The 26,045-nt window shown below is 64.4% G+C and carries 25 protein-coding genes; 14 read left to right on the forward strand and 11 right to left on the reverse strand.

What is annotated here, in order from left to right:
- The first annotated feature begins 322 nt into the window (after positions 1-322).
- Complete coding sequence (locus RCO24_RS12230; RefSeq protein WP_308962442.1) at positions 323-1,942, forward strand: zinc metalloprotease HtpX; 1,620 nt, start codon at positions 323-325, stop codon at positions 1,940-1,942.
- A 21-nt stretch (positions 1,943-1,963) separates the two neighbouring features.
- Here the strand turns inward: RCO24_RS12230 and RCO24_RS12235 are convergent, their stop codons facing one another.
- Positions 1,964-2,788, reverse strand: a complete 825-nt coding sequence (locus RCO24_RS12235) for an alpha/beta hydrolase (RefSeq protein WP_308962802.1) — start codon at positions 2,786-2,788, stop codon at positions 1,964-1,966.
- A gap of 147 nt (positions 2,789-2,935) precedes the next feature.
- Between RCO24_RS12235 and RCO24_RS12240 the strand changes: the two genes are divergently transcribed.
- Positions 2,936-3,586 (forward strand): LysM peptidoglycan-binding domain-containing protein, encoded by a 651-nt coding sequence (locus RCO24_RS12240; protein WP_308962443.1) that lies wholly within the window; start codon positions 2,936-2,938, stop codon positions 3,584-3,586.
- Positions 3,587-3,754: 168 nt separating this feature from the next.
- A complete protein-coding gene (locus RCO24_RS12245; protein ID WP_308962445.1) occupies positions 3,755-4,162 on the forward strand; it encodes a hypothetical protein in 408 nt (135 codons plus the stop codon).
- Between the two features lie 165 nt (positions 4,163-4,327).
- Here the strand turns inward: RCO24_RS12245 and RCO24_RS12250 are convergent, their stop codons facing one another.
- From RCO24_RS12250 to RCO24_RS12275, 6 genes are all read right to left on the reverse strand, one after another.
- The gene (locus RCO24_RS12250; protein WP_308962446.1) at positions 4,328-4,867 is read right to left on the reverse strand and encodes a hypothetical protein; all 540 of its coding nucleotides are present in this window, start codon (positions 4,865-4,867) and stop codon (positions 4,328-4,330) included.
- A 380-nt stretch (positions 4,868-5,247) separates the two neighbouring features.
- Positions 5,248-6,651, reverse strand: a complete 1,404-nt coding sequence (locus tag RCO24_RS12255; RefSeq protein ID WP_308962447.1) for an NAD(P)(+) transhydrogenase (Re/Si-specific) subunit beta — start codon at positions 6,649-6,651, stop codon at positions 5,248-5,250.
- 6 nt (positions 6,652-6,657) lie between these two features.
- Positions 6,658-7,227 carry a hypothetical protein gene (locus RCO24_RS12260; RefSeq protein WP_308962448.1) on the reverse strand — a complete coding sequence of 190 codons (570 nt, stop codon included), beginning with the start codon at positions 7,225-7,227 and terminating at the stop codon, positions 6,658-6,660.
- Positions 7,227-7,658, reverse strand: coding sequence for a proton-translocating transhydrogenase family protein (locus RCO24_RS12265; RefSeq protein ID WP_308962449.1), 432 nt, complete (start codon positions 7,656-7,658; stop codon positions 7,227-7,229). The genes RCO24_RS12260 and RCO24_RS12265 overlap by 1 nt, the downstream gene beginning before the upstream one ends.
- A gap of 12 nt (positions 7,659-7,670) precedes the next feature.
- Positions 7,671-8,810, reverse strand: coding sequence for a Re/Si-specific NAD(P)(+) transhydrogenase subunit alpha (locus tag RCO24_RS12270; protein ID WP_308962450.1), 1,140 nt, complete (start codon positions 8,808-8,810; stop codon positions 7,671-7,673).
- A gap of 181 nt (positions 8,811-8,991) precedes the next feature.
- On the reverse strand, positions 8,992-9,135 hold the full coding sequence (locus RCO24_RS12275; protein ID WP_374990957.1) for an aa3-type cytochrome c oxidase subunit IV: 144 nt from the start codon (positions 9,133-9,135) through the stop codon (positions 8,992-8,994).
- 204 nt (positions 9,136-9,339) lie between these two features.
- Between RCO24_RS12275 and RCO24_RS12280 the strand changes: the two genes are divergently transcribed.
- Positions 9,340-10,137, forward strand: coding sequence for a hypothetical protein (locus RCO24_RS12280; protein ID WP_308962452.1), 798 nt, complete (start codon positions 9,340-9,342; stop codon positions 10,135-10,137).
- 9 nt (positions 10,138-10,146) lie between these two features.
- On the opposite strand, the gene RCO24_RS12285 is transcribed toward RCO24_RS12280, so the two are convergent.
- Positions 10,147-10,719, reverse strand: a complete 573-nt coding sequence (locus RCO24_RS12285; RefSeq protein ID WP_308962454.1) for a DUF1285 domain-containing protein — start codon at positions 10,717-10,719, stop codon at positions 10,147-10,149.
- A 342-nt stretch (positions 10,720-11,061) separates the two neighbouring features.
- Between RCO24_RS12285 and RCO24_RS12290 the strand changes: the two genes are divergently transcribed.
- From RCO24_RS12290 to RCO24_RS12305, 4 genes are read left to right on the forward strand one after another with little or no spacing between them, the layout of a single operon-like run.
- The gene (locus RCO24_RS12290) at positions 11,062-12,060 is read left to right on the forward strand and encodes a MoxR family ATPase (RefSeq protein ID WP_308962456.1); all 999 of its coding nucleotides are present in this window, start codon (positions 11,062-11,064) and stop codon (positions 12,058-12,060) included.
- Between the two features lie 5 nt (positions 12,061-12,065).
- On the forward strand, positions 12,066-13,061 hold the full coding sequence (locus RCO24_RS12295) for a DUF58 domain-containing protein (protein ID WP_308962459.1): 996 nt from the start codon (positions 12,066-12,068) through the stop codon (positions 13,059-13,061).
- Positions 13,058-15,943, forward strand: coding sequence for a DUF4159 domain-containing protein (locus RCO24_RS12300; RefSeq protein ID WP_308962460.1), 2,886 nt, complete (start codon positions 13,058-13,060; stop codon positions 15,941-15,943). Before RCO24_RS12295 ends, RCO24_RS12300 begins: the two co-directional genes overlap by 4 nt.
- Positions 15,944-15,992: 49 nt before the next feature.
- Positions 15,993-18,116 (forward strand): hypothetical protein, encoded by a 2,124-nt coding sequence (locus RCO24_RS12305; protein WP_308962461.1) that lies wholly within the window; start codon positions 15,993-15,995, stop codon positions 18,114-18,116.
- Positions 18,117-18,170: 54 nt separating this feature from the next.
- Here the strand turns inward: RCO24_RS12305 and RCO24_RS12310 are convergent, their stop codons facing one another.
- On the reverse strand, positions 18,171-19,418 hold the full coding sequence (locus RCO24_RS12310) for a threonine ammonia-lyase (protein ID WP_308962463.1): 1,248 nt from the start codon (positions 19,416-19,418) through the stop codon (positions 18,171-18,173).
- Positions 19,419-19,522: 104 nt separating this feature from the next.
- On the opposite strand from RCO24_RS12310, the gene RCO24_RS12315 reads away from it, so the two are divergent.
- Positions 19,523-20,410, forward strand: a complete 888-nt coding sequence (locus RCO24_RS12315; protein WP_308962465.1) for an NAD(P)-dependent oxidoreductase — start codon at positions 19,523-19,525, stop codon at positions 20,408-20,410.
- Between the two features lie 66 nt (positions 20,411-20,476).
- Positions 20,477-20,872 carry an MAPEG family protein gene (locus RCO24_RS12320; protein WP_308962467.1) on the forward strand — a complete coding sequence of 132 codons (396 nt, stop codon included), beginning with the start codon at positions 20,477-20,479 and terminating at the stop codon, positions 20,870-20,872.
- 26 nt (positions 20,873-20,898) lie between these two features.
- Here the strand turns inward: RCO24_RS12320 and RCO24_RS12325 are convergent, their stop codons facing one another.
- Both RCO24_RS12325 and RCO24_RS12330 read right to left on the reverse strand, forming a co-directional pair.
- A complete protein-coding gene (locus tag RCO24_RS12325) occupies positions 20,899-21,390 on the reverse strand; it encodes an Lrp/AsnC family transcriptional regulator (protein WP_308962468.1) in 492 nt (163 codons plus the stop codon).
- Between the two features lie 192 nt (positions 21,391-21,582).
- Positions 21,583-22,326, reverse strand: a complete 744-nt coding sequence (locus tag RCO24_RS12330) for an MBL fold metallo-hydrolase (RefSeq protein ID WP_308962470.1) — start codon at positions 22,324-22,326, stop codon at positions 21,583-21,585.
- Between the two features lie 249 nt (positions 22,327-22,575).
- Here RCO24_RS12330 and RCO24_RS12335 point away from each other — a divergent pair, with 249 nt between their 5' ends.
- From RCO24_RS12335 to RCO24_RS12350, 4 genes are all read left to right on the forward strand, one after another.
- A complete protein-coding gene (locus RCO24_RS12335) occupies positions 22,576-24,195 on the forward strand; it encodes an ATP-binding protein (RefSeq protein WP_308962472.1) in 1,620 nt (539 codons plus the stop codon).
- 123 nt (positions 24,196-24,318) lie between these two features.
- Positions 24,319-24,486 carry a DUF1289 domain-containing protein gene (locus tag RCO24_RS12340; RefSeq protein ID WP_308962474.1) on the forward strand — a complete coding sequence of 56 codons (168 nt, stop codon included), beginning with the start codon at positions 24,319-24,321 and terminating at the stop codon, positions 24,484-24,486.
- 142 nt (positions 24,487-24,628) lie between these two features.
- Positions 24,629-25,336, forward strand: coding sequence for a TIGR02281 family clan AA aspartic protease (locus RCO24_RS12345; protein ID WP_308962475.1), 708 nt, complete (start codon positions 24,629-24,631; stop codon positions 25,334-25,336).
- Between the two features lie 59 nt (positions 25,337-25,395).
- Positions 25,396-25,962 carry a TIGR02281 family clan AA aspartic protease gene (locus RCO24_RS12350; RefSeq protein ID WP_308962477.1) on the forward strand — a complete coding sequence of 189 codons (567 nt, stop codon included), beginning with the start codon at positions 25,396-25,398 and terminating at the stop codon, positions 25,960-25,962.
- Positions 25,963-26,045 lie beyond the last annotated feature (83 nt).

The raw sequence follows: 26,045 nt of genomic DNA on the forward strand, positions 1-26,045 counted from the left end.
CAAGGGCCCCGGCCGTGGCGGCCCCGGCGCTGGTCGTTCGGCTGGCGGCAGCAGCGGCGGCGGTTTCGGCGGTGGCGCTGGCGGTGGTGGCGGCGGCTACGGCAGCCGCTAAGCGCTCGGCCTTTCGGCCTGACGCCTTCAATTCGATTTGAGAGCAGCCGCTGGCAGTTTGCCGGCGGTTGTTTTTTTTGAGCAGCGCCACATCGACGTGCCAATCCCGCCTAACTCCGTACACGGACCTCGACTATTGCTCGGGAATCGGCGCGACTGACGCTCGACCGGCAAGTTGAGCTTCGATCGAAGCAGGAATGGACGTGCTCTGATGGCCAAACTCTATTTCGCTTCCCTCGTCACGCTCTCGCTGTTGACCGCCATGGTCGCGGGCGTCGTGATCGCAGCCCTCGTCGCCATGGGCTCTCTCGACGTCGGCATGGCGCTCCTGATGGTGCTGGCGATCAACACGCTGATCTTCTTCATCAGCCCCTGGCTCACCGACCTGATGCTGAAATGGGTGAACCAGGTCGCCTTCATCGACGACAAGATGCTCGCGGCCCGATACCCGCACATCCACGCCATCATTCACGACGTGGCACGCGAGTACGGCTTCACGGCGCCGTCCGTCGGCATCATCCCGGATCGCAACCCGACCGCCTTCACCTACGGCCTCTTCCGCTCAAATGCCCGCATCATCCTGACCGACGGCATTTTCGAGTTCCTCAACGAGGAGGAAGCCCGCGCCGTCACCGCCCACGAGCTTGGCCACATCGTCAACCGCGACTTCCTCGTGATGACCGTCGCCGGCACCCTCGTGCAGATGCTTTACGTGATCTATTCGAGCCTCACCCGCAGGCCTTCGGGCGGCGGCAACTCCAAAAGCAAGAACAACCTCTTCATCGTCGGCATCGTCGCCTATGTGATGTATCTGCTCGGCACCTACATCCTGCTCTACCTCAGCCGCACCCGCGAATATCTAGCCGACAGCTTCTCGGCCGAACGCGTCGAGGCGCGCCATCTCGCCAACGCGCTGGTGAAAATTGCCTACGGCATCGCCGAAGCCGCCGACACGGAGCAATCCCGCGAGCTTCTCGCCTCCACCCGCCACATGGGCTCGGTCGACTTCAAGGGTGCGCGCCACCTCGGCCTTGTCGTCGAAGCGTCGAAGACCCATCCCGAGGCGACCGCCAATGCCATGCTGTTCGACATCTACAATCCCTGGGCCAAGCTGATCGAACTCAGCTCCACCCATCCGCTGACCGGCAAACGCATCCAGGCATTGGCAACGATCGCAAACCACAAACGCCAGGCGTTCCCCGACATCGACGTCGAAGCAGCGGCCAAGCGCGCCAACGTCAATCCGTCCGCGCTCTGGACCAAATTCTGGCGCGAGGTCGGCGTCCTCGTGCTTCCTGTCGTCGTCGCGGCGATCGTTGGACTTTGGGGCCTTGCCAGCGAGACGCCAGCCCTTGCCCTGCTCGCGGTGCCGGCCGGCATCTTCGCCTGGCTCGCCTTCATTCCGATCATCTATCCATCGTCAGCCCCCGCCAACGAAACCGTCGTCGATCTGATGGGCGACGTTGCCGCGTCTCCAGTCATCGGCCGCCCGGTGCGCCTCGAAGGAGAGGTGATCGGCCGCGTCGATGCCGGCTCCGTATTCGGCGAGGACACCGTCTTCGCGGACCCCTCCGGCCGCATCAACGTCGATTTCCGCTCGCTTCTAGGACCGCTCGGCGACCTTTGGACCGGCTGGCGGCGGATCAAACCGCACATCAATCAAAAAGGCAGCGTAACGGGCTGGTTCCGCCGAGGCATGGGCGGCTTCGTGATCATGAAGGAACTCGACACCACGGCCGGCCGCGTGCGCGCCTATCCGTATTTCGCCGGCATCGGCACCGCCGTGTTCGTGCTGCTGCTCGTTGGCGTCATCGCCCTCTTCACCACTTGATCGCAAAGAGCTTCGCTTGCGCTATCCCGGCTGCCGTGCGCCCTCGGCACGGCGTAGCGCTGCGATCCACGCGTAAAGCGCATCGTAGGATCCGAACAGGTAATGGTCGGCGTGCCCGGCCCCCTGAAACGTCCGGATCGTCTTCGGAGCGTTCGCCAAGTTGAAAATCTCGCGCCCCATGGCGACCGGAACGATGTCGTCGATCTCGCCATGCAGGATCAGCAGCGGCGCGGCGACGGCTTTGATGTGCCGGCGCGTTTCGTAGCGATCGGTCATGAACCATCGCCCGGGAACCCACGGATAATGCAGCGCCGCCAGATCGACCATCGACGTGTACGGCGCATCGAGCACGATACCGGCGACCTCGCGCGCTTCCGCAACCTGCACCGCAACGCTGGTGCCGAGCGACTCCCCGTACAAGATGATGTCGGCGGGCGCGATGCCGAAGCGCTCCGTCAGCGTGTCGTAGGCAAGCCTGGCATCCGCGACATTCGCCGCTTCCGACGGCTCCCCGCTGCTGCCGCCGAAGCCGCGATACGTCATCATGAACACGCCGAGCCCGCGCGCCATGTATTTCCGGATCCTCTCGATGCGTGTCTCGAGCGAACCGGCATTGCCGTGAAAATAGAGAAGCGTCGGCTGCCCGGCCTTGGCAGGCGCATACCACGCCAGCACGCGCGCGCCGTCCGGCGTCTCCAGCACCTCTTCCGAAACGCCCGTGAGTCCGGCTGATTTCGGCGTGAAGTAGGTGGTGTCCGGAAAGTACATGAGATGACGCTGCAGGGTGGGAACGATTGCAGCCAACAGACCCATCACCAACGCCACTCCGACTGCCGTTCCGAGCACCAGCTTCAAGGACGCACTCCCTCGCCGACAACGCGCCTGAACGCGCTCGAGCCTCCGTACAAACCCTACCACGCCCTTATGCTTAAGGCTCGATTAACCAAAAGCTGCGCTTGTTGTGTGGGTATGCGTCTCGCGGAGTTTTTGGTCATGCGTTCCCGTCCCCGCTCGATCTGCGCCAGCGCGCTGATCCTCTCCGGCCTTGCGGCCACCCTAGCCGGTTGCAGCTCCGGCGGCTCCCAGGAATCCTTCACGACGAGCAACCTCGGCCCGCGCCCGCAAGAGGGCATGTCGCGCACCTATCCCGACGGCTCGACCGCAGGGCGCCCCTACTCCAACGGATCCTACTCGGACGGCACCTACGGTCGCCCCTATGCGGAAGCTCCGCGCCGCTATGTCGATCCCGGTCAGCCGACACCGCGCCAGGTCGCAACGGCCACGCCTTACTACGGCGGCCAGGCGGGATACGGGCAGCAGCCGACCATCCAGACGGGCAGCGTTGGAAATTCCGGCAACACCGCGCCGAACGGCTACGACAATAACGGACGCTGGCAGCAGACACCGCCGTCGCGCTGGTCGCAACCGGCCCCCGTCACAGCCACAGGTCCGGTCGACAGAGGTCCGGCCGCTGGCTATGCGCCGAGCAATCCGCAGGTCGTCGAAGTCCGCGAGGGCGATACCCTCTACGGTCTCTCGCGCCGCTACAATATCCCGGTGAGCGATCTGATTGCCGCCAACCGCCTCCCGAATGAGCGCATCGCCATAGGCCAGCGTCTCGTCATACCTACGCGCTATCGCTGACGGGTTTGTCTCGTTCGGAAGCAAACTTTCCCCGCGTGAAACGCCTGCCCACCGTCGTGTCGTTACCGGCGCCAAGCGGCGTTGACCGGCGTGCACGAACGCGCCACTGTTTTTTGCGTCCGTAGATTTAGAACGCAAAAAACAGAGATAAGCAGGGGAATCCGAAATATGGCAGCACGCAGCGGCGTCATCTCGACAAGTATCATTGTCCTCGTTCTGATCGCGACAGCGATCGGGGCATTGATCGGCTTAGCACTCGACGGCGTTTTGCCGGGCACGCGCTCGCTCGCCATCACGGCCGGTCTCACCGCTACGATCATTGCCTCCATCGCACGCTACAAGATCGTATTCCTCGGCGCAGGCAAAGGCGTCGACGAGTCGAAGGTGCCGGGCGTGCTCGTCGTCAACGCCGCGATCGCATCGATTGCCGGTAGCCTCGCCGCGCACGACCTCGCCGGTCTCGTTGCGAGCCCGCCCTCGTCGGTCCTCGTCGGCACGTTCGCCGGTCTCTTGTCTGCCGTGCTGATGGCACTCTTGATGATCACGTACCACACCAACGCGACCCCGGCGCGCTGACGCGAGCACGCTTGAAGCTGAGAAGGCCGCGCGGCGAACCGAGACGGAGCGCTGCGCGGCCTTTTACTTTGCAGGCTCGTCGTATGTCTCGGCTCAACGAGACAGCCCAAGCGCGTGATAGTTTTTGATCGAGCGGAACCGCCGCAGCACGCACCCAAAAACGCGCTATCGGCTGAAGGCGGCTTGCGTACCCTCGGTGCGCGGCTCGTCGAAGCATTTGAGCAGGTAGGCTTGCCGCTCAGGCCCCGGAAGATGCCCATACTTCGAGCCGCGGCTGCTCGCGAAATGCGGAGCGAACCCCTCGATGTCGGCGCGCGTGAACAATCCCGCCCAGCGGCCGTAATCGATCGCCCAGCAGTCGGCTTCGCGCTCGCTTTCGAGCGTCGGCCGGATCACGTGCCCCAGCACGTGGTGGGCACATTCGTGCATGTAGAAGAACACCTGCATCTTCGCGGGCAATGTCGCCAGCCGATCGGTATCGAGCGAGATGATGGGCATCCGCGCGATGATCGAGGCGCGCCCCACGTCGCCGAGCTCGGACGTGCGCAGCGTCCGCACCACCGCGCCCCGGTAGTCGTAGCACCGCATCGGATTGCCGCCGATCACCGGCTGCACCACCAGCTCGTCGGCCGCGCGCGCGCGTTCGCTCGAAGCGAACGTCGTGAGACAGATGACGAGTGCCAGTACTCCAGTGAGTGCCCGCATGCGGCTAGCCTCTTGGATTGGTCCGAATGTCCCTCTCACATACGAAGGCTAGAGGCTGACCGATCCCCGCCGCAAGGGGATAACATTGACGCACCGGCCGGCCTGTGCACACGCAGCGCACAACATCCTGAAACCGAACGTCAATCCCGAGATTGACGCGGCCATGCCCGAGACACGGCCTCGACCGGATAGCCGCCATCTCGCCACGCGACAAACCCACCACCGAACTAAGCGACGGGCGCAAGTCCCATATTTTGCACGGCCTGAGTCGCCAGCGCCGAGCAGTGATCTCGGCATTGGCTATGTCGAGGAGCTATCGATAGCTGATTTTGATGTCGTCACGGCGCACGGCGGCAAAAAGACGACCGCCATATCGGGCCCTAGTGCGCCATCGCCTTGGCGATCTCCTCGGTCATCTTCTTGGCATCGCCGAGCACCATGACCGTGTTGTCGCGATAGAACACGGGATTGTCGATGCCGGCATAACCGGACGCGAGCGAGCGCTTGTTGAAGAACACGGTCGCGGCCTTCCAGACCTGAAGCACCGGCATGCCGTAGATCGGCGAGGTCTTGTCATCCTCGGCGGCCGGGTTCACGACGTCGTTGGCGCCTATGACATAGACGGCGTCGGCCTGCGCGAACTCCGAGTTGATGTCCTCGAGTTCGAACACCTCGTCGTAGGGAACGTTGGCTTCCGCAAGCAGCACGTTCATGTGCCCCGGCATGCGTCCGGCGACGGGATGGATCGCGTACTTCACCTCGACGCCGGCTTTCTTCATGGCGTCCGCCATCTCGCGCAGCGCATGCTGAGCCTGGGCGACGGCCATGCCGTAGCCGGGTACGATGATGACCTTGGAAGCGTTCTTCAGCACATAGGCAGCGTCCTCGGCGGAGCCAAGTTTCACCGGCTTCTGCTCGCCGCCACCCGAAGGTCCTGCCGTCTCGCCGCCGAACCCGCCGGCGATCACCGACAGGAAGCTGCGGTTCATGCCCTTGCACATGATGTAGGACAGGATCGCGCCCGACGAGCCGACCAGCGCGCCGGTGATGATCAGCGCGATATTGCCGAGCGTGAAGCCGATACCGGCCGCGGCCCAGCCCGAATAGGAGTTCAGCATCGACACGACGACCGGCATGTCCGCGCCGCCGATCGGAATGATGATGAGCCCGCCGAACACCAGCGCGATCAGCGTGATCGTCCAGAACAGCGTCGGATCGCCGCCCGAATTGCAGAACTGATAGACGAGCACGATCAACGCCGCGAGCAGGCCGAGATTCACAAAATGGCGGAATGGCAGGATGATCGGCGCGCCCGACATGCGTCCCGAAAGCTTCGCGAACGCGATGACCGAGCCCGTGAACGTGATGGCGCCGATCGCAAGGCCGATACCCATCTCGATGAGGCTCGCCGCGCCGATCGAACCGGGATGCCCGATACCGAAGGCTTCCGGCGCATAGAGGGCAGCAGCCGCGACGAACACCGCCGCAAGGCCGACCAGCGAATGGAATGCCGCCACCAGCTCCGGCATCTGCGTCATCGGGATCTTTTTCGCGATGACGGCGCCGATCGCAGCACCGAGACCGAGGCCGCCGAGGATCAAGACCCAGCTCAGCACGTCCTTCGGCGCCGATACGGCCAGCGTCGTCGCCACCGCGATCGTCATGCCGATCATACCGTAGAGATTGCCTTTACGGCTTGTCACCGGATGCGAAAGCCCGCGCAGCGCGAGAATAAACAACACGCCCGAGACGAGATAAAGGAACGAAGCGGCATTTGCGGTCATGACGAATTAGTCCTTCATGGCTTCGACCGAGCCAGCGGGGAACACCACGCCGGCGAACTCGGGATAGACCTTCCTCAGAATTTCGATCTGCTGCGCTTCGCTCACGCGCAGCAGATACCAAGTGCCGTTGTCGATCAGCGCGAGCGTATGGGAGTTCACCGAGATCTTGCCGTTTCCGGCATCCATCACGGTGAGGGTCGGGATCAGCGCGAACGGTGTTCCATCGGCAAGCTGCTTCTGGTCCAGCTTGTCGGTATCCATCCCGAAAGAGACGAGCTTCACTGCCGCAAGCGTCTGCTTCATCGTCGCGATGACGAAGGTGCGTAGCTTGGCTCTTTCGAACCCGGACTGTTCGGCGATGTGGGCCAGCACGCGCGGCGGAATGGTGTCGACAACGACCTCGTAGTTGCTGCCGTGCATCGCCGCGTCGAACCGCGTGACGGTCTCCTTGAGCGAGCTGACTTCGGCGCTGCTGAGATCACGCGCCGCGGCAGCCCTGTCCCACCCGTGAACGAGCACGAGCGCCAGCGCCAACACAGCCGAAAGCCGCAGCGTTTCTCCCAACGGACGAAGCATCAGTGACGCCCGCCCTTGCCGCCGGAGCTGTCCTTTTTCTTGTACATGGCAAGCATGCGGCTGGTGACGAGGAAGCCGCCGAAAATGTTGACGGAGGCCATCACCAGCGCGAGGAAGCCGAAGATCCGCGCGAGCGTCGTGCCCTCGGCCACCAGCTCGAGCCCGACAGCTAGAAGCGCGCCGACCACGATCACCGAGCTGATGGCGTTGGTAACGCTCATCAGCGGCGTATGCAGCGCGGGCGTGACGCTCCACACCACGTAGTAGCCGACGAAGATCGCCATCACGAACACCATGAGGCGGTAGATGAACGGATCGACCGCGCCGCCGATGCCTTCGCTCGCCATTGCCGCCGACGGCAGCAACGCGAGAGCGACAACCGCGCCAAGGCCACCAACGATCAGTGAGTGGAAGTGCGAAGCCTTCTTCATGGCTGAAAACCCTCAGGCGGCGGATTGCGGGACGAGGTTGGGATGCACGATGCGGCCGTCCTTGGCCACCAGCGTGCCCTTTATGATCTCGTCGTCCCAGTTGACCTTGAACGACTTGTCTTTCTTGTCGAAAAACAGCTCCAGAAACGCATAAAGGTTTTTCGCGTAAAGACTGGAGGCGTTCACCGGCACCGTTCCCGCGAGGTTGAGCGGCCCGACGATCTTTACGCCGCCAACCTCAACCGTCTGGCCCGGCACGGTCGCTTCGCAGTTACCGCCCCGCTCCGCCGCGAGATCGACGATCACCGATCCCGGCTTCATGCTCTCGACCATCGCCCGCGTGATAAGGCGCGGCGCTGGACGGCCCGGAATGAGCGCCGTCGTGATGACGATGTCCTGCGCCTTGATGTGATTGGCGACCAGCTCGGCTTGCTTGGCCTGATATTCCGGCGACATCGGCTTCGCGTATCCGGCGGCCGTCTGTGCCTGCTTGAATTCCTCGTCCTCGACGGCGACGAACTTCGCGCCGAGCGACTGCACCTGCTCCTTCGTAGCGGGTCGAACGTCGGTCGCCGAGACCACGGCGCCGAGACGGCGCGCGGTTGCGATGGCCTGCAGGCCCGCAACGCCGACGCCCATGATGAAGGTCTTCGCGGCAGGTACCGTACCGGCCGCCGTCATCATCATCGGCAGCGCCTGGCCGAACAGCGACGCGGCATCCACGACGGCCTTGTAGCCGGCGAGATTCGCCTGGCTCGACAGCACGTCCATCGACTGCGCGCGACTGATGCGCGGCACGAATTCCATGGAGAAAAGACTGGCACCCGTCCCGGCCAGCGGCTCGAGAGCGGCCTTGTCGAAGGGATCGAGGAGCGCCGCAACGAAAGCGCCAGGCTTCAGCTGCTTAACTTCATCGGACGACGGCCGGCGCACCTTGAGCAGGATGTCCGCGCCCGCGAGGGCCTCAGCGGCAGACGCCGCGATCTCCGCACCCTGTGCTTTCAGGGTGTCGTCGGAAAACCGCGAGCGAAGCCCCGCCCCGCTCTGGACGCGAACCTTGGCGCCGAGAGCTAAGAGCTTCTTCACCGTCTCGGGCGAAACGGCGACGCGCGGCTCATCTGGCCCCTCGGCCGTGACAGCAATGGTAACCATCAAACTATCCCCAGACATGCGTTCCCCGACAGGAGACACGCTCTCGATGAGACCGGCCGTGCCCGTCGGGCCAAGCCCGGCAGGCGCAGCGCAACCAGCATCCCAGTAGGACAGGCGGCACTAAATTCAGAACGTCGGCGCGCCGTCGTGGTCCCGGAACACGCGAAGTCGAATTGGTGAATTAGACGAGGAAGAAGGCCATGCCGGCAAGCAGCAGAACCAGAAACACGACGGCGACCTTGGTCCAGCCGAGGAAGTTGGCGTACGTGCGGTTATGCTCGGCATAGTCCATGGCAGGATGACCGCCCGACGTGTTGACCCCCATAAAAGCCTCCCTGATTTGCTTTGGCTGATTTGCTTACTTGTGTTGCTTGGTAGCTCAAGGCTTTCCTGGCATCAAGTCCGCCAAAAGACCAGACAATCCGTTCGGGGGAGGAACGCACGGGCGCGAAGGGCCTAAATCTCGGCAAATTCGAGTGTCAGTACCGGCAGGCTGCAAGGATCCCGACCAAAGGCCAAGGCACCGCCGATGTTCAGACGCCCGACTGCAAGCCCCGAAAAAGGCTGGCGCGCCCGTTGGTTCGGCCTCGGCGCCGGCATCTTCGCCTTGGTCGCCGCAGCCGGCACCGGCCAAGCGCTCGAGGAGCCCCCCGGCGAAGCCGCCGAGCTCAAGGCCTGCGAAAAGCGCGTCTGCACGATGATCCTCGAAAAGAACCCCAAGGGCGACGACCTCAAATGCGACGTCCAGAAGACCTGGGCAAAATCGACCCTCGAGGAAGGCAAAAGCAAGGGCGTCTCGTGGGGCTTCGGCGACGCGCGCTGCAAGGCCAACATCAAGCTTGAACGCGCCGATATCATCGCGGCCCTCACCCAGCCGAAGCACACCATCCGCATTCCCGCCCAGCAGGTGAATTGCGTGATCGAGCGCGAAGGCGAGATCAAGCCGCTCACCATCAAGCTCGCGCCCAAGCTCACCTTCAAGAACGGCAAGGCCGACAAGGTCTGGATCAATCTCGAAAGCATCGAAGGCCCGTCGGATGTGAAATCGACGATCTGGACCGCCGCCAAGCTCGAGGACACCATCGGGATTTTCCATCGCCCGATGCTGAAATCCATCGACAAGTTCGTGCACAAGCAATGCGCGAAACGCTACGGCCCCAACGCCAAGCCGGAAATCGCCGACAAGAAAGACGCCAAGGACGGCAAGACCAAAGTCGCCAGCCCCGCCGTAAAACCGCCGGTTGCTAAGCCCGCAGCACCCAAGACCGAAAAGGCAGCTCCCGCCGCCGCGGAAACACCAGCGAAAGCGTCCACGTCGACGCCCTGATCGAGCCCTTTATCCGGCCTCCGGCAGCGGAAAGAACGTGCCGTCGCTCCAGAGGCCGAGACCCGCGCCGTCTGGACCTCGATCGGCAAGCTCGACGAGATCGTAGACCAGCGCCCGCGCCACCAGCGCCTCGAGTCGCCCGCGCACATGAACATAGGGTTTGAGCCCGTGATCCGGCTCGCCCGCGACGAACCTCAACGGATGCTCCGCTCCGCATTTGATGACGTCGTCGACATTGGTCCGAAACAACAGCGATTGCGAGCGGCCCCGGCCAGATGCCTGCATCTCGACCGCAATGAACGGCGCGTCGGCGACCGCGACATCCACCTTCTCTGCAGGCGTTACCAGGAAGAAGCGGCCATCTTCGTCGCGCCGCAGCACGCGCGCGAACAGCTTGACCAGCGCAGGCCGCGGAATCGCGCTTCCCTGATAGTGCCACTGCCCATCGCGCAGAATGCTGAGCCCGATGTCGCCGCAATAGGGGGGATCCCACCGCTCGACCGGTGCCGGACTGTCGCCCTGGGCTTGCTTGAGAAGGTCTTCGAGCTTGTTCATGTCGCCGAAGCGATCACCTTTGTTCAAAAACGTGAATATCGCGGCACATCAAAACGCTGATGCTGTCCGCACCGCCAGGCGCCAGCAACGCCGGTGCCAGGAACTTCTGGCAACGCCAGGCTCATAGTCCCCAAACGCTCCGATGAGGCAAAGGTCGCCGAGAGGCCCCATATTGTGTGAAAATAAAACTTGCGCGATGCGGCCGGTCTTTCAACGGCTAACTTTCAACGGCTAAGTAGCCCACCGCACGGCGACTTACCGAGTATTAACTTGACCTCGGCCCCCGCCAGCCGGTCACATCGCCTGTAATGCGCGTCAGGCCTGCCCGACGTTGCGCCCTTCAACATGAGAACCGGGCCCTTTCGATCCATGAGCACCGTTATCCAGACTGAAGAAGCCATCGTCCCCCGTCTCGAAGCCGCAGCCGAACGCATCAAGCGGGCGCACAAGGCAGCGGCCTCGGTGATTTTCGGCCAGGATGTGGTGATCGAGCGTACGCTCATCACGATCCTGTCCGGCGGCCACGCGCTGTTGATCGGCGTGCCCGGCCTTGCCAAGACGCTGCTGGTCGAGACGCTCGGCCGCGTGCTCGGCCTCGACGCCAAGCGCATCCAGTTCACGCCGGACCTCATGCCCTCCGACATCATCGGTTCGGAAGTGCTGGAAGAGGCGCCCGGCCAGCGCCGCTCGTTCCGCTTCATCAAGGGGCCGATCTTCACCCAGCTGTTGATGGCCGACGAGATCAACCGCGCCTCACCCAAGACGCAGTCGGCTCTGCTGCAGGCCATGCAGGAGCATCACGTCACCGTCGCCGGCACCCGCCACGACGTCCCGGCGCCGTTCCATGTGCTCGCGACCCAGAACCCGCTCGAGCAGGAGGGAACCTATCCGCTGCCCGAAGCCCAGCTCGACCGCTTCCTGCTCGAGATCGACGTGACGTATCCGGATCTCGCCGCCGAGCGCCGCATGCTCTATGCCACCACCGGCAACGAGGAACGCATCGTCGAAAGCGTGCTGTCGGCCGGCGACCTCATGACCATTCAGCGTCTCGTCCGCCAGATCCCTGTGCCGGACAAGGTCGTGGAATCGATTCTGAAGCTCGTGCGCTCAGCCCGTCCCGGCACCGGCGCCAATGCCGAAACCGACCGCTTCGTCGCCTGGGGCCCCGGCCCGCGCGCGAGCCAGGCCCTGATGCTGGCCGTCCGCGCCAAGGCGCTGATTGATGGCCGCCTCGCCCCCTCGATTGACGACGTGATCGAGCTGGCCGAGCCGGTCCTGAAGCACCGCATGGCGCTGTCGTTCGCTGCACGTGCCGAAGGCGAGGAGCTGGGTCCGTTGATCGCGCGTCTCGCCCACGCGGTGGAGTAAGCAGGATGGCGGCATCCCGCGGCCGTGAAACTGGACAGTCGGCCGTCAGCCACGACGCAAGCATCTTCGCGGTCGAGCGCGATGCCCATGGCGTGGCCGACCGCCTGCCGGATCTGTTGCTGGAAGCCGATCGCATCGCCCAGACCGTCGCGCACGGCATTCACGGCCGGCGCCGCTCGGGTCCGGGCGAAACCTTCTGGCAGTTCCGCACCTATGAGCCGCAGGATTCCGCGCAACTGATCGACTGGCGCCGCTCCGCCAGCTCCGACCACCTTTACGTGCGCGAGCGTGAATGGGAGGCCGCCCACACCCTGTGGCTCTGGCCGGATCTCTCGCCATCGATGAATTTCCAGAGCCACCTCGCGCCGGTGACGAAGCGCGACCGTGCGCTCGTGTTGACCCTTGCTGCTGCCGAGCTCCTCGTCCGCAGCGGCGAGCGCGTCGGCCTCCTGGGGCTCACGCTTCCCACGTCCAGCCGCCGCGCAGCCACGCGCCTCGCCGAAACCATCGCCTCCCATGCGGACGCGCCGCAGCTCGCGTCCGGTAAGCCATCGAACGCTCGCGTCAGCCGCTTTTCCGGCCTCATCCTCGTCAGCGACTTCCTGGATCCGATCGAGAACCTGCGCGAGAGCATCGAGGTTCTGGCCGCCAATGGCGCCACCGGCCACCTCATCCAGGTGCTCGACCCGGCCGAGGAAACGCTCCCCTACGAAGGCCGCACCGAATTTCTCGGGTCCGAAGGCGGCGAGAGCTGGATCGCGGATCGCGCCGAAAGCCTGCGTACTCGCTATCAGGCGCGCCTCAAGGCCCATCGCGACGAATTGCAGGCCCTCGCCGTACGTCTCGGCTGGTCGTTCCTGGTCCATCACACCGATCGCCCGCCGACTGAGCCGCTTCTGAACCTGATCATGCGCCTCGAAGGCCGCGATTCCGGCTACCGTTGGCAGGGCCCGGCCACCGGAGCGACGCCGGGCGCTCAAGGCACGGAAGGAAGTTCATGAGCCTCGGCGCTTTGACATTCCTCAATCCCTGGCTGCTGGCGGGGCTCGCCACGCTTCCGCTCATCTATTGGCTGCTCAAAACCGTTCCGCCCCGCCCGAAGCAGGTGGCGTTTCCGGCCACGCGCATTCTCGTCGGCCTCGAGAACGAGGAAAAGACACCCGCCAAGACACCCTGGTGGCTGCTGCTGATCCGCTTGTTGGCGGCCGCCCTCGTGATCCTTGCGCTCTCCGAGCCAGTGCTGAACCCCGCCCGCGAGCGCGCGTTGACTGGAACCGGCCCCGTCGTGCTCGTCGTCGACAATGGCTGGGCGGCAGCCTCCGGCTGGGCGCGCCGCACCGCGCTGGCACAAGAAATTCTCGCCGATGCCCAGCGCCAGAACCGCGCCGTGGTGATCGCCGACACGGCACCGGCCACGAAATCGCGCACGTTCAAGCTCGAAGCCCCAGGCGAAGCGCGTGCCACGCTGGCTGCGCTCGAACCACGTCCGTATGCGCCGGATCGCAAGGCGACCCTCGCGACCCTCAATGAAACGCTGAAGGCCACCAACGTAACGGCGGCCAGCATTCTTTGGCTCGCTGATGGCATCGATCACAAGGCCGATGCGTCGGCCTTCGCAGACGGCCTCCAGCAGGCTGCAGGCAGCGGCACCTTCGCGGTCGTCGAGGACACCGGCGGCGAGGAGCCGCTTGGCTTGACCGCAGGCCTCGGCCCTGACGGCAAGCTCGTTGCCACCGTCCTGCGCACCGGCGGCCCCGCAAGAACCGGCCGTATCGACGCGTTTTCGGCACGCGGCCAGCGCATGGGCGAAGCGATCTTCACACTGTCGTCCGGCACCCGTTCGGCCGAAGTGACGTTCGATCTGCCGCTCGAGTTGCGCAACCAGGTGACGCGCCTCGAAATTGCATCCGACCGCTCCGCCGGCTCCGTGAGCCTGCTCGATGGCCGTTCCCAGTGGCAACGCGTCGGCATGATCTCGGGCGAAAGCCAGGAGCAGTCCCAGCCATTGCTCGCCCCCCTCTACTATCTCGAAAAGGCGGTTCAGCCTTACGCCGAGATCATTCGCCCCAAGGATCACAACCTCGCCCAGGGCATCGACGCGGTTTTGAAGCAGAAGGCGAGCGTTCTGATGCTCGCCGATATCGGCACACTGTCGGGCGAGGTGAAGGACCGCGTGAAGGCGTGGGTCGAGAGCGGCGGCGTGCTTGTCCGCTTTGCCGGGCCCCGCCTCGAAAGCGGCGGCGACGATCTGCTGCCAGTGGCGCTGCGCATCGGCGGACGAACGCTCGGAGGCGCACTCTCGTGGTCGAGCCCGCAACCGCTCGCCGACTTCGACACCACTAGCTTGTTCTCCGGCATCGCCGTTCCCAAGGACGTCGCCGTCAACCGCCAGGTCCTCGCCGACCCCGCACAGCTGACGGCCTCGGTCAACGTCTGGGCTCGCCTCGGCGACGGCACGCCGCTCGTCACCGCGACCACGCTTGGCGCCGGGCAAGTCATCCTGTTCCACGTCACCGCCAATTCGGATTGGTCGAACCTCCCGATCTCGGGCCTTTTCGTCGAAATGCTGCGCCGGATCACAGCGCTCGGCAGCCTTGCGCCCATCGGTTCGGGCGAGGAAGCCGCCGCCGACAAAGCGGCAGCGGGCGAGGCACCCCCCGTCAACCTGGACGCCTTCGCACCGGTCCAGACGCTTGATGGCTTTGGCATTCTGAGGCCTCCTCCTCCCACGGCCGAGGCCATCCCGACCGAAAAACTGGCGTCCGCAGAGGCTAGCCTTGTGCATCCGCCCGGCTACTATGGGGCGCAAGGAAGTCCGCGCGCGCTCAACGTTCTTGGCTCCAAGAGCGAGCTCGCGCCGCTTCCCGCTCGGCCGTTGGGAGCCTCGCGGATGCTTTACGAAAGCCAACCTTCGACGCCGCTCGCGCCTGCCCTGCTCACGGGCTCGCTGGCCCTCATCTTCGCCGATATTGTGGCCGTCATCGCCCTGCTCGGCGCGCTCGGCTGGCTCGCGTCCTGGCTGAAGCCGCGCGCACGGCCCGCTGCAGGCGCGCTGCTCGTGGCGCTTCTGTCCGCAACCGCTTTCACGCCGGACGCAGCCCACGCCCAGACGTCCGTGGAAGAGCTGCCGGGCGGCGCCACCGCGCAAAAGGCAACCGAGAATGTCACCCTCGGCTATGTGCTGACCGGAGATCCAACCACCGACGCGACCAGCAAGGCTGGGCTTTCGGGCCTCTCGCGCATCCTCGCCGTGCGCACCGCCGTCGAGCCTGGCGAGCCGATCGCCGTCGACATCGTGAAGGATGAGATTGCCTTCTTCCCGGTCCTCTATTGGCCGGTTGTCGAGAACGCCAAGCCTCTGCCGCAGCCTACGCTTGCGAAGATCGACGCCTATATGAAGCAGGGCGGCCTGCTGATTTTCGACACCCGCGATTTCGGCACAGGTATGCCCTCCGGCACGACGCTCGAAGGCAAGAACGGCCTCGCGCTGAAGCGCTTGATGGGCTCGCTCGACGTACCGCGGCTGGAGCCCGTCCCCGAGGACCACGTGCTGACCAAATCGTTTTACCTCTTGCGTTCGTTCCCCGGCCGCTGGGAAGGCGGACAGCTCTGGGTCGAAGCGCGCGAGGATCACGAAGGCGACAGCCGCAAGGCCCGCCGCGCCGACGGCGTGACTTCGATCATGATCACGTCCAACGATTTCGCCTCCGCCTGGGCGCTCGATAGCAGCGGCCGCCCGCTCTATCCGGTCGTGCCCGGCGGCGAGAGCCAGCGCGAGATCGCGATGCGGACCGGCGTCAACATCGTGATGCATGCGCTGACCGGCAACTACAAGGCCGACCAGGTGCATGTGCCCGCGCTGCTCGAGCGCCTGGGCCAGTGAATGAGATTTGATTGCGGCGAAGAAATCGCCGCGTGAGGATACCTGACGTATGAATTGGTCGATCGAGTTCGCGCCGCTTGTTCCGGTCCCCCTGATTTGGGCGGCCGCGGCAGCAGCTGTGCTGCTCGTCGCCATCCTGCTGTTCCGCAAGAGCCGTGGCGCCCTCTGGCGCGGGCTTGCGCTCGCCGCCTTGATCGCGGCCCTCCTCAACCCAACGCTGCGCGAGGAAGAGCGCGAAAGCCTTGCCAACATCGCCCTCGTCGTAATCGATGAGAGCACGAGCCAGGCGCTCGACAAACGCCCCGAGCAGCGCGCCGCCATCAAGACCGATCTCGAGCAGCGCCTCGGCAAGATCAAGAACCTCGAAGTCAAATGGGTGACCGCCGCCAAGCAGGACGCAACGACGGCGCAAGGCACGCAGCTGTTCGCAGCGCTGAACCAGGCCCTCACCAACACGCCTCCGGACCGCATCGCCGGCGTCATCTTCGTCACCGACGGCCAGGTCCATGACATTCCGAAGTCCACCTCCGCCCTCGGCTTCGACGCGCCGGTTCATGCCCTCCTCACCGGCACTCCGAACGAGTTCGACCGGCGCATCGAAACGCTGAAGGCGCCGCGTTACGGCCTCGTCGGCCAGTCCCGCGATATCGAGATTGCGGTTCGCGAAAGCGGCAAGTCGGCCCTGGCCTCAGGCAGCCCGGTGACGCTCAAGGTGCGCCGCGAAGGCCGCCCCGACGAAGTGCGAACAGCCGCCATCAACGAACCCGTCTCGATCGAGATGCCGTTCCCGCATGCCGGCACCAACATTCTCGAAGTCGAGCTTGAAACCACTCCAGGCGAGCTGACGCCCGCCAACAACCGCGTGGTGATTGTCGCTGAAGGCGTGCGCGAAAACCTGCGCGTGCTCCTGGTCTCGGGCGAGCCCCACGCCGGCGAGCGCACCTGGCGCAACCTCCTGAAATCGGACGCCGCGGTCGATCTCGTCCACTTCACCATTCTGCGCCCGCCCGAGAAGCAGGACGGCACGCCGATCAACCAGCTCTCGCTGATCGCCTTCCCGACCAAGGAGCTGTTCTCGGACAAGATCAAGGATTTCGATCTCATCATCTTCGATCGCTACGAGCATCGCGGAATCCTGCAGCTGATCTACTACGACAACATCTCCCGTTACGTGGAAAACCACGGCGGCGCCGTACTCGTGGCCGCGGGCGACGACTACGCCGGCATGACCAGCCTCTACCGCACGCCCCTATCGCCCATTCTCCCTGCCGCGCCCACGGGGCGTGTGTTGGAGGAGCCGTTCCGCGCAAAAATAACTGACGAAGGCTTCCGTCATCCGGTGACCCAGGGCCTCATCGGCGCCAACGCGATCGGGCCGGATCGTCCCGCCACCTGGGGCCATTGGTTCCGCCAGGCAGAGGTGCGCCCGGACCGCGGTCGCGTGGTGATGGAAGGCGCCGAGGATCGCCCCCTGCTCGTCCTCGATCGCAAGGGCAAAGGCCGCGTCGCACTTCTCACGTCCGACCACGCCTGGCTGTGGGCGCGCGGCTACGAAGGTGGCGGCCCCCACACCGACCTCCTGCGCCGTCTCTCGCACTGGCTGATGAAAGAGCCCGATCTCGAAGAGGAGCGGCTGATCGCGTCCGCACGCGGGCTCAAGCTCACCATCGAGCGGCGCACGCTGGAAGATAAGGTCGCCCCCGTCACCATCTCCGCCCCCGGCGGCGAGAAGAGCGAAGTCACGCTCGAACGGGAACGCCCCGGCGTCTGGAAAACCACGATCGATGTCAAGTTGCCAGGCCTCTACAAGGCCGAGAGCGAAGGCCCCTCGGGCCTTCTCACCGCCGTTGCCCATGCCGGCATCGAGGATCCGCGCGAGATGAGCGAGGTGGTCGCCACGGACCAGAAACTGAAGCCGCTGCTCGAAGCAACCGGCGGCGGTCTCTACTGGACGCGCACCGATCCGACGAGCGCCGGAGGCGACGTCACGCTGCCGCGCGTCGCACTGATGTCGGGCGCCCGCGTGCTGTCCGGCACCGGCTGGATGGGCTTGCGCGACCGCGAGGCCTTCGTGACCAAGGGCGTGAAGCTGACGCCGATGTTCACCGGCGGCTTCGCCCTCGCCGCACTGCTCGCCCTCATGGCCATGGCCTGGTGGCGCGAAGGTCGCTGAACCCTCGCGCTTGCGCCGTGAATCCAGCGCACACGCGCCAGAGCCCGCTGTTCTCTAAAGCGTAGCCTGGCTGCTCTTTACGACGACGCGATAGCCGGAAGCTTCGAGCCGCGCGAGCACTGCTTCGAGGTTCGAGCGGTCCCGCGTCTCGATCACGAGATTGAGCTCGGTCCCGCGCGCCGGTAGATCCGTGAACACGCGCTGGTGATAGACCTCGACGATGTTGGCGCCGGCTTGCCCCACCACGCCGGAAACGCGCGACAGCTCACCCGGCCGATCCGGAATGTCGATGGTGAGACGCGACAGGCGCCCTTCGCGCGCAAGCTCGCGCGTCAGCACGCTCGCGAGCAATCTCGGATCGATATTGCCGCCGGTCAGCACGAGCCCGATCTTGCGGCCCTTCCAACGCTCTTTGTCGGCCATCATCGCGGCGAGCCCGGCAGCACCTGCCCCTTCGACCACGGTCTTCTCGATCATCAGCAGCGCGAACGTCGCCCGTTCGAGATCCGTCTCGCTGACGAGCACGATGTCGTCGACGAGGCGGGAGATGATCTCGGTCGTGATATCGCCCGGGTTCGCGACCGCGATGCCTTCGGCCAGCGTATCGCCGCGCGTTGGCAGATGCGTGCCCTTGATCTTGTTGTAGATCGAGGGATAGAGCGCCGCCTCGACGCCAATGATCTCGATGTCCGGCTTGATCGCCTTCGCCGCCACCGCCATGCCGGCGATGAGCCCGCCACCGCCGACCGGTACGATCAGAACGTCCAGATCCGGCACCGCTTCCAGCACCTCGAGCGCAACCGTACCCTGCCCCGCGATCACCAGCGGATCGTCGAACGGATGCACGAACACCAGTCCCTGCTCTTCGCCATAGGCGCGGGCGAAGCGCGCGGCTTCCTCGAGCGTCTTACCTTCGAGGATGACATGCGCGCCCCAGCGCTTGGTGTTCTCCGCCTTCACCGCCGGCGTCCCTTCCGGCATGACGATCGTCGCCGGAATGCCGAGACGGCCCGCGTGATAGGAAACGCCTTGCGCATGATTGCCGGCCGACATCGCGATGACGCCCCGCTTGCGCTCAGCCGGCGAAAGCGCGGACAGCCTGACGAGCGCGCCACGCTCCTTGTAGGCGGCGGTGAACTGCAGGTTCTCGAACTTGAGCCAGATGTCGGAGCCGAGATCGTGGCCGAGCGTCCGGCTCCGGTCGCAGGGCGTTCGCACCACCGCGCCTTCGATGATCTTTGCCGCGCGCCGCACATCCTCGAGCGTGACCGCGACCTGAGCATCCGAGCTGTTCTTGACCATGGGTCCTTGCCTTGAGAGATCCCGCCGCATCGATCGGGGGTAGGAGGCGGGTGCGGGATTCGATACAACGACCCGCGTCATAACCGAAACGAGGACCGAAGGGCATGGCCAAAGTTGCATGGATCGGATTGGGGGTCATGGGTTACCCGATGGCCGGGCACCTCCTGAAGCGGGGCGGCCACGACCTGTCCGTCTACAACCGCAACGGCGCCAAGGCCCAGGCCTGGGTCACGGCCCAGGGCGCGGGAAGCGCCCATTCGACGCCCGCCGCCGCTGCCGAAGGCGCCGATTTCGTCTTTGCCTGCGTCGGCAACGACGACGACCTGCGCCAGGTCACGACCGGTCCTGACGGCGCGTTTACCACGATGCGCCCCGGCGCCGTCTTCATCGACCACACGACAGCCTCGGCCGACGTCGCCCGCGAGTTGCATAGTGGCGCCAAGGAAAAAGGCATCGCCTTCATCGACGCGCCCGTATCGGGTGGTCAGGCCGGCGCCGAAAGCGGACAGCTCACCGTCATGTGCGGCGGGGATCAGGAAGCCTTCCACGCCGCCGATCCGGTGATCCGCTCGTTCGCCAAGGCCGTGCGCCTGATGGGCCCGGCGGGCTCTGGCCAACTCGCCAAGATGGTCAATCAGATCGCCATCGCGGGCCTCCTCCAGGGCCTCTCCGAGGCCATCGCCTTCGCCGAGAATGCCGGGCTCGATGTGGCCGCCGTCATCGACACGATCTCGAAGGGCGCTGCGCAATCGTGGCAGATGGAAAACCGCTGGAAGACCATGCATGAACGTAGCTTCGAGTTTGGCTTCGCCGTCGATTGGATGCGCAAGGATCTCGGGATCTGCCTCGCCGAAGCGCGCCGCAACGGCTCGAAGCTGACTGTCACGGAACTGGTCGATCAGTATTATAGTGACGTTCAGAAGCTCGGCGGCAGCCGCTGGGATACGTCGAGCCTGATCGCACGCCTGCCTTCGCCCGCGACCACCAAATAGCCTCAGCCGACCGCAAGCATCGAAAGACCACGGGGACCTTCACACACATTTGCAACGGGTCATGCCATGCCGATCACCGCCTTCTACGCGTCGCTCCTGGCCTTCCTGTTTCTGCTGCTGTCGGTACGCGTAATCGCCCAGCGCCGCGAGGCGCGCGTCGAGATCGGCCATGGCGAAAGCGCCGAGCTTCTGCGCCGCGCTCGCGTCCACGCGAATTTCGCCGAATACGTGCCGCTTGCGCTTCTGCTGCTGGCTTTCGCCGAAAGCCTGAAAGCGCCGTCGGCCTTCTTGCACGCGCTCGGGCTTGCCTTGGTGGCCGGCCGCTACGTCCACGCCTATGCACTCTCGCAGACGCCGCACAATCTGAAGCTTCGCACGCTTGGCATGATGCTGACGTTTGTCGCGATCGGCTTCGCGGCCTTTATTTGCTTCGCGTTCGCGGGCCTCAACCTGATCGTGTAGACCGACGATACGACGCCAAGCGGACGTCAGCCGCTGCGCCGCTTTTCCGAAGGCGCGCGCGCGAAGTTGAGCGGCAGCGCCGTTGTATGCTTGATCTCTTCCATCGCGAACGCCGACGACACCTTTGCGATCTCGACGTGGGAAATGAGCTTTTTATAGAAAACGTCATAAGCGGCGATATCCGGGACCGCCACGCGAAGCAGATAGTCGACCTCGCCGGACATCCGGTAGAACTCGACGACTTCCGGAAAATCCGAGACCGCGCCGTGAAAGCGCTCGAGCCAAGCAAGGCTGTGCTTGTCGGTCTTGATCGAGATGAAAACGGTGACGCCGGCATTCACCTTGACGGGATCCAGAACCGCAACCCGCCGCTTGATGACGCCAAGCTCCTCGAGCTTCTGAATGCGCCGCCAGCAGGGCGTTGTCGAAAGGCCCACCTCTTTCCCGATTTCGGCCACCGGCCGCGTGCAGTCCTCCTGCAGGATCGCGAGAATTTTGACGTCCATGTCATCGAGCATACGGCAACCGCAGAGTTGGAATGGATTTTCCGAATAAGGAGCAAACGCAAGATCAGTTTGTTCGGGCTCTGCGGTCAAGCGATTTAATTGAGGCAATTTTACTGTTTGGACGAACAATCTGGCGCGTTAGCGGCCCATCGCGCTCAATCCGCCCAAGGAGCGAGGAGCGGCGGCAACTCGAGAGCCCCGCTGTCAGAGGTCGAGCTGGAGCCCGTCCTCGGCAATCGCAACAATTGGATGACGGATCGCCCCCTGGTTGGCGAGGGCTTCCGGGCCCAGATGCGTCAGCAGAACCTTCTTGGCGCCGAGCCGTTCCAGATTGGCCTCGATCGTCCGCCAGTTGAGATGGTACCGGGCGGCCTGCTCGAACGCGAAGCATTCGCAAATGAAGAGATCAGCCCCGTTTGCAGCGCCAATCAGGCTTTCGACCCACTCCGTATCGCCGGAGAAGGTCAGAATCTTGCCGTCGACCTCGAAGCGGAGCGCATAGGACGTCGCGCCCGACGGATGGCTGACGACAAACGGCGTAACTTTCACGCCGCCCGCCTCCAGCGGCACGAAATCCTCGTAAGTCCGAAAAACCAGATCGAACCGCCGCGCCACTGCCGTCGAGCCTGGAAAAAGCGCCTCCGCAGCGGCGTTGAAGCGGGCTTCGATCCCTGCTGGGCCGACCACGGTCAACGGCTTGGTGCGTTTCACGAGATGCACGGCATGGATCAGCCACCACACTAGACCCGCAAAATGATCGCCGTGCAGATGCGTGATAAAAATCGTTGAAATATCATTCGGATCAACGTGTTGCCGCTCGAGCCCGATCAACGACGTGGCCCCGCAGTCGATCAGGAACTGCCCCGCGTCCGAAGCCACGTGGAAGCACGTTTGAAGACGTCCTCCGGAGCCGAAGGCGTCGCTGGATCCGATAATCGTAACCTTCATGCCCGCTCCCGCACGCGCATTTTCCGAATAATCCCGCACATTGCCTGGCGGCGCGCCACCGGACTGTTCCGTTGGGAACAGGCGGAATATCCAACTCGACCCGTGGGTAAACTCATCGTTAGCGAATTCTGGTGAGATTAGCGGTGGGCAGACACACGACCTATCACTCTCGGCGGGCTAGCGACAAGCACCCCCAATACCGGGAGCGACTGGGCCATTTGGCCGTCGTGAACGCTGCGCGGCGGAAGCATGGACAAAGAAACGCGAAAACAAATCCTCGCCGAGCTTAGAACGCGTCACGCCGCGCGCAAACGCACGGACGACGACGTGAAGGCTGCCCGCGATCGCCTGACCCGAGGCAGCGAAATCAAGCCCGAATTCGAATACGAGCTCATGGCGATGTTCGCCCGGAACGAGCTCTCGGCCGCCGTCACGATCTGGGCCCTCGCTGCCATCTTTTCCCTCGCATCCATGTTCTGGGCGCCTTGGGCGGAAGGCTGCATGTGGCTTCTGCTGGTCATCGGCTCGAAGGTCGTCCTGCTTCAACTGTGTCGCCGTTTCGAGCGCGAAGCCCGCCCCGATGGCGATCTCGGTGTCTGGCGCCGGCGCTTCCTTCTCGCCGAGTTGTTCAACGGAGTCGTCTGGGCAGGCTTCGCCCTCGTCGGAATGGACAGTCAGTCTCCGCTCGAGCAATCGGCGGTATTTTCATCCCACGTTTTCATCTTCGCTTCGCGGATCGTCCTGCTCGCCGTCCGGATGACCTTCACGTCGTCGATGATGAGCTTGCTCTACGTCGGCACCATCCCGATGACGGTCGCCGTCGCCACCCGGCTCATCCTGCTGCACGAGCCGTTCTACTACGCACTCGCCACCATGGCGGTGGGCGTCCACGTCTACTTCATCTTCCTCGCCAAGGGCCTGCAGCAGACAACGCTGCAGATGCTCGAATTCCGCGCGCAGAAGGACATCCTGATCGCCGAGCTCGACGAGGAGAAGCTCGTCAGCGACGAGGCCCGCAAGCGCGCCGAAGCCGGCAGCAAGGCCAAATCCCGTTTTCTCGCGACCATGAGCCACGAGCTGAGAACGCCGCTCAACGCCATCATGGGTTTCTCGGAGGTCATGAAGGACGAGCTGTTCGGCGAGCACGCCACGCCGCTCTATCGCGACTACTCACGCGATATCTACGAGAGCGGCCGCCATCTGCTCCAGCTCATCAACGAGATCCTCGATCTCTCGCGCATCGAAGCGGGCCGCTACGAACTTGTCGAGGAACGCGCCCACTTGGGCGACATCGCCGAGGATTGCAAGCGCCTGCTCGCGCTCCGCGCCAGCGGCAAGGGCCTGCAAGTTACTCTCGACATCGCGGCTGACTTGCCCCAGGTCTGGATCGATGTCCGCGCCATGCGCCAGATCTGCCTCAACCTCCTGTCGAACGCGATCAAGTTCACGCCGAAAGGCGGAAACGTCACGATCACTGTCGCGCAGACACCAGACGGCGGCCAGCGCATGGCCGTCCGCGACACCGGGCCCGGCATTCCCGAGGACGAAATCCCCAAGGTGTTGCAAGCCTTCGGCCAGGGGTCACTCGCCCACGAGACCGCGGAAGGCGGAACCGGCCTCGGACTGCCGATCGTGAAAAGCCTCGCCGAGTTGCATGACGGCGTTTTTGAGCTGCAATCCGAACTCCGCAAGGGCACCGAGGTCTCCGTTACGCTGCCCGCCAAGCGCGTGCTGGCGACTGTCGCGCCGCTGCAGCCGCTCGGGGCCGAGCGGCATCGCCAGGCGGTGCCCCCACCGTCGAGCCGCCAGCCGCGCCTCCGCATCCCCCCCAAACCCACGTCGCCGACGCGGCCGCCCCGCGTCGCCTGAATTCGGCCCCGGTTCGCGGCCCTATGCGTGTTTGCCGCGCTTTCCGGGCATTGAGGCGTGAGGCCGGACTGACTAAATTGCACGCCGACTGACACAATACGGAGCGCGCCACCGCGGCGACCGATGGAATCTCCCTGCATAAAAACCTGCGTGATCAATCCGAAAGACGGCCTCTGCGACGGCTGTTTCCGCTCCCGCCATGAGATCGCCTGCTGGTCGTCCTATTCCGACGCTGAACGCCGGACAATCATGCAGGAGCTGAAACTCCGTCGTGTACGGGCCAATGGCTAGACCACGCGCTCCAATCGTCGCGCCCCTATCGGGCGCGGCGTGAATCGGCAGCGCAGGAAATGCCTGAAGCGTGAATAGTAGGCCTCATCTCCCCCTGGGCCGCATGTCGATGGATCTCAACGAATGATGGAAACGCCCTGACATGCTCGCCGTCCTGATTGCCATCCTGCTGGGTCTGGTCGCGCTCTATTGGAGCCTCAGCGGCGATACGGATTCCTTCTCGGCCCTCGCCGGCGAGAATGCCCCCTACATCGTCGGCGCGCTCGCGCTGGCCGCGCTCTATCTCTTGACCCTCAGCGGCGACTATCAAGGGAGGCGGCGCGACGCCGTGCGCCACGCCGCCACCTGGATCGGGATCGGACTGGCGCTGATCGTCGCTTACACCTACCGCGAGGAAATAAAGACGGTCGCCTATCGCGTCGCCGGCGAGGTGCTTCCGCCCGGTCATTCGCTCCTCGTCGAGACGGCCCCCACAGGCGAACAGGCCGTGCGCCTGCGCCGCCATGACAACGCGCATTTCATCGCCCGCGGCGCAGTCAACGGCGTGACAATGTCGTTGCTGGTCGATACCGGCGCCTCGACCGTGGTCTTGAAGCCAGCCGACGCCGAGCGTGCCGGGATCGACACCAAGTCGCTGTCTTTCACCACCCCCGTCTCGACCGCGAACGGCAGCACCTTTGCGGCACCCATCCGGCTCAAGACCATCTCCGTCGGCCCGCTCGAAGTCCGCGACGTCGAAGCCCTCGTCGCCCAACCCGGCGCGCTCTCGGAAAACCTGCTCGGTATGAGTTTCTTAAAGCGTTTGCGCTCCTATGAGTTTTCCGGCGACTTCCTCACCCTCCGAGGCTGACGGCCGGCCTCTGAGCCCCTCCGAAAGCGCGTGGGGTGCCTCCACGCGGGAGCGTTTGAATGGCTCTTTCATCCGGAGCACGGTCTTTCTTCGGAGAAGTCGCAAGCTGGGCGGCAGCAGCCCTGATCCTGGGCTTGGGCGCGGCCCACTATGACACTCTGCGCGCAGAACTGAGCGGCATGCTTGGCGTCGCGAGCACCCCCACCACGACGCAGGAAGAAGCCCGCGCCGACCCGCAAGAGCCGGCTCCACGAGGTGGCACCGAGCAGCTGCGAGCTGCTGCCGACGGCCACTACTATGCCGAAGCCGAGATCAACGGCCGCTCGGTCGACGTCATGGTCGATACCGGCGCGTCCATGGTTGCATTGACATACGAGGATGCCGAGCGCGCGGGCCTGCGGCTCAGGCCGTCGGATTTTACCGGCCGGGTGAACACTGCCAACGGCGTGGCTTCCGTCGCGCCCGTGACCCTCGACCGGATCACCATCGGCCGCGTCACCGTCCGCGACGTCCGCGCCGCCGTCTGCGAACGCGGGCGCCTCAATAAGACATTGCTCGGCATGAGCTTTCTGTCACGCCTCGACCGCGTCGACATCTCCCAGGGCCGCTTGACCTTGGTCGAATAACCTCATCTGACATGTAAATTCGGGCTTCTCGTCAAAGACACGATGCGCGAACCGTCTTAAGCCTTCGCGCATTAAAGCAACGT

The organism is Hyphomicrobium sp. LHD-15 (assembly GCF_031157355.1).
Classification (GTDB): Bacteria; Pseudomonadota; Alphaproteobacteria; order Rhizobiales; family Hyphomicrobiaceae; genus Hyphomicrobium_C.

What these genes read in the sequence shown, in the direction of transcription:
- RCO24_RS12230 (WP_308962442.1), top strand. Translation starts at nt 323, where the DNA reads ATGGCCAAACTCTATTTCGCTTCCCTCGTCACGCTCTCGCTGTTGACC.
- RCO24_RS12240 (WP_308962443.1), top strand. Translation starts at nt 2,936, where the DNA reads ATGCGTTCCCGTCCCCGCTCGATCTGCGCCAGCGCGCTGATCCTCTCC.
- RCO24_RS12245 (WP_308962445.1), top strand. Translation starts at nt 3,755, where the DNA reads ATGGCAGCACGCAGCGGCGTCATCTCGACAAGTATCATTGTCCTCGTT.
- RCO24_RS12250 (WP_308962446.1), bottom strand. Translation starts at nt 4,867, where the DNA reads ATGCGGGCACTCACTGGAGTACTGGCACTCGTCATCTGTCTCACGACG.
- RCO24_RS12255 (WP_308962447.1), bottom strand. Translation starts at nt 6,651, where the DNA reads ATGACCGCAAATGCCGCTTCGTTCCTTTATCTCGTCTCGGGCGTGTTG.
- RCO24_RS12260 (WP_308962448.1), bottom strand. Translation starts at nt 7,227, where the DNA reads ATGCTTCGTCCGTTGGGAGAAACGCTGCGGCTTTCGGCTGTGTTGGCG.
- RCO24_RS12265 (WP_308962449.1), bottom strand. Translation starts at nt 7,658, where the DNA reads ATGAAGAAGGCTTCGCACTTCCACTCACTGATCGTTGGTGGCCTTGGC.
- RCO24_RS12270 (WP_308962450.1), bottom strand. Translation starts at nt 8,810, where the DNA reads ATGGTTACCATTGCTGTCACGGCCGAGGGGCCAGATGAGCCGCGCGTC.
- RCO24_RS12275 (WP_374990957.1), bottom strand. Translation starts at nt 9,135, where the DNA reads ATGGGGGTCAACACGTCGGGCGGTCATCCTGCCATGGACTATGCCGAG.
- RCO24_RS12280 (WP_308962452.1), top strand. Translation starts at nt 9,340, where the DNA reads ATGTTCAGACGCCCGACTGCAAGCCCCGAAAAAGGCTGGCGCGCCCGT.
- RCO24_RS12290 (WP_308962456.1), top strand. Translation starts at nt 11,062, where the DNA reads ATGAGCACCGTTATCCAGACTGAAGAAGCCATCGTCCCCCGTCTCGAA.
- RCO24_RS12295 (WP_308962459.1), top strand. Translation starts at nt 12,066, where the DNA reads ATGGCGGCATCCCGCGGCCGTGAAACTGGACAGTCGGCCGTCAGCCAC.
- RCO24_RS12300 (WP_308962460.1), top strand. Translation starts at nt 13,058, where the DNA reads ATGAGCCTCGGCGCTTTGACATTCCTCAATCCCTGGCTGCTGGCGGGG.
- RCO24_RS12305 (WP_308962461.1), top strand. Translation starts at nt 15,993, where the DNA reads ATGAATTGGTCGATCGAGTTCGCGCCGCTTGTTCCGGTCCCCCTGATT.
- RCO24_RS12310 (WP_308962463.1), bottom strand. Translation starts at nt 19,418, where the DNA reads ATGGTCAAGAACAGCTCGGATGCTCAGGTCGCGGTCACGCTCGAGGAT.
- RCO24_RS12315 (WP_308962465.1), top strand. Translation starts at nt 19,523, where the DNA reads ATGGCCAAAGTTGCATGGATCGGATTGGGGGTCATGGGTTACCCGATG.
- RCO24_RS12320 (WP_308962467.1), top strand. Translation starts at nt 20,477, where the DNA reads ATGCCGATCACCGCCTTCTACGCGTCGCTCCTGGCCTTCCTGTTTCTG.
- RCO24_RS12325 (WP_308962468.1), bottom strand. Translation starts at nt 21,390, where the DNA reads ATGCTCGATGACATGGACGTCAAAATTCTCGCGATCCTGCAGGAGGAC.
- RCO24_RS12330 (WP_308962470.1), bottom strand. Translation starts at nt 22,326, where the DNA reads ATGAAGGTTACGATTATCGGATCCAGCGACGCCTTCGGCTCCGGAGGA.
- RCO24_RS12335 (WP_308962472.1), top strand. Translation starts at nt 22,576, where the DNA reads ATGGACAAAGAAACGCGAAAACAAATCCTCGCCGAGCTTAGAACGCGT.
- RCO24_RS12340 (WP_308962474.1), top strand. Translation starts at nt 24,319, where the DNA reads ATGGAATCTCCCTGCATAAAAACCTGCGTGATCAATCCGAAAGACGGC.
- RCO24_RS12345 (WP_308962475.1), top strand. Translation starts at nt 24,629, where the DNA reads ATGCTCGCCGTCCTGATTGCCATCCTGCTGGGTCTGGTCGCGCTCTAT.
- RCO24_RS12350 (WP_308962477.1), top strand. Translation starts at nt 25,396, where the DNA reads ATGGCTCTTTCATCCGGAGCACGGTCTTTCTTCGGAGAAGTCGCAAGC.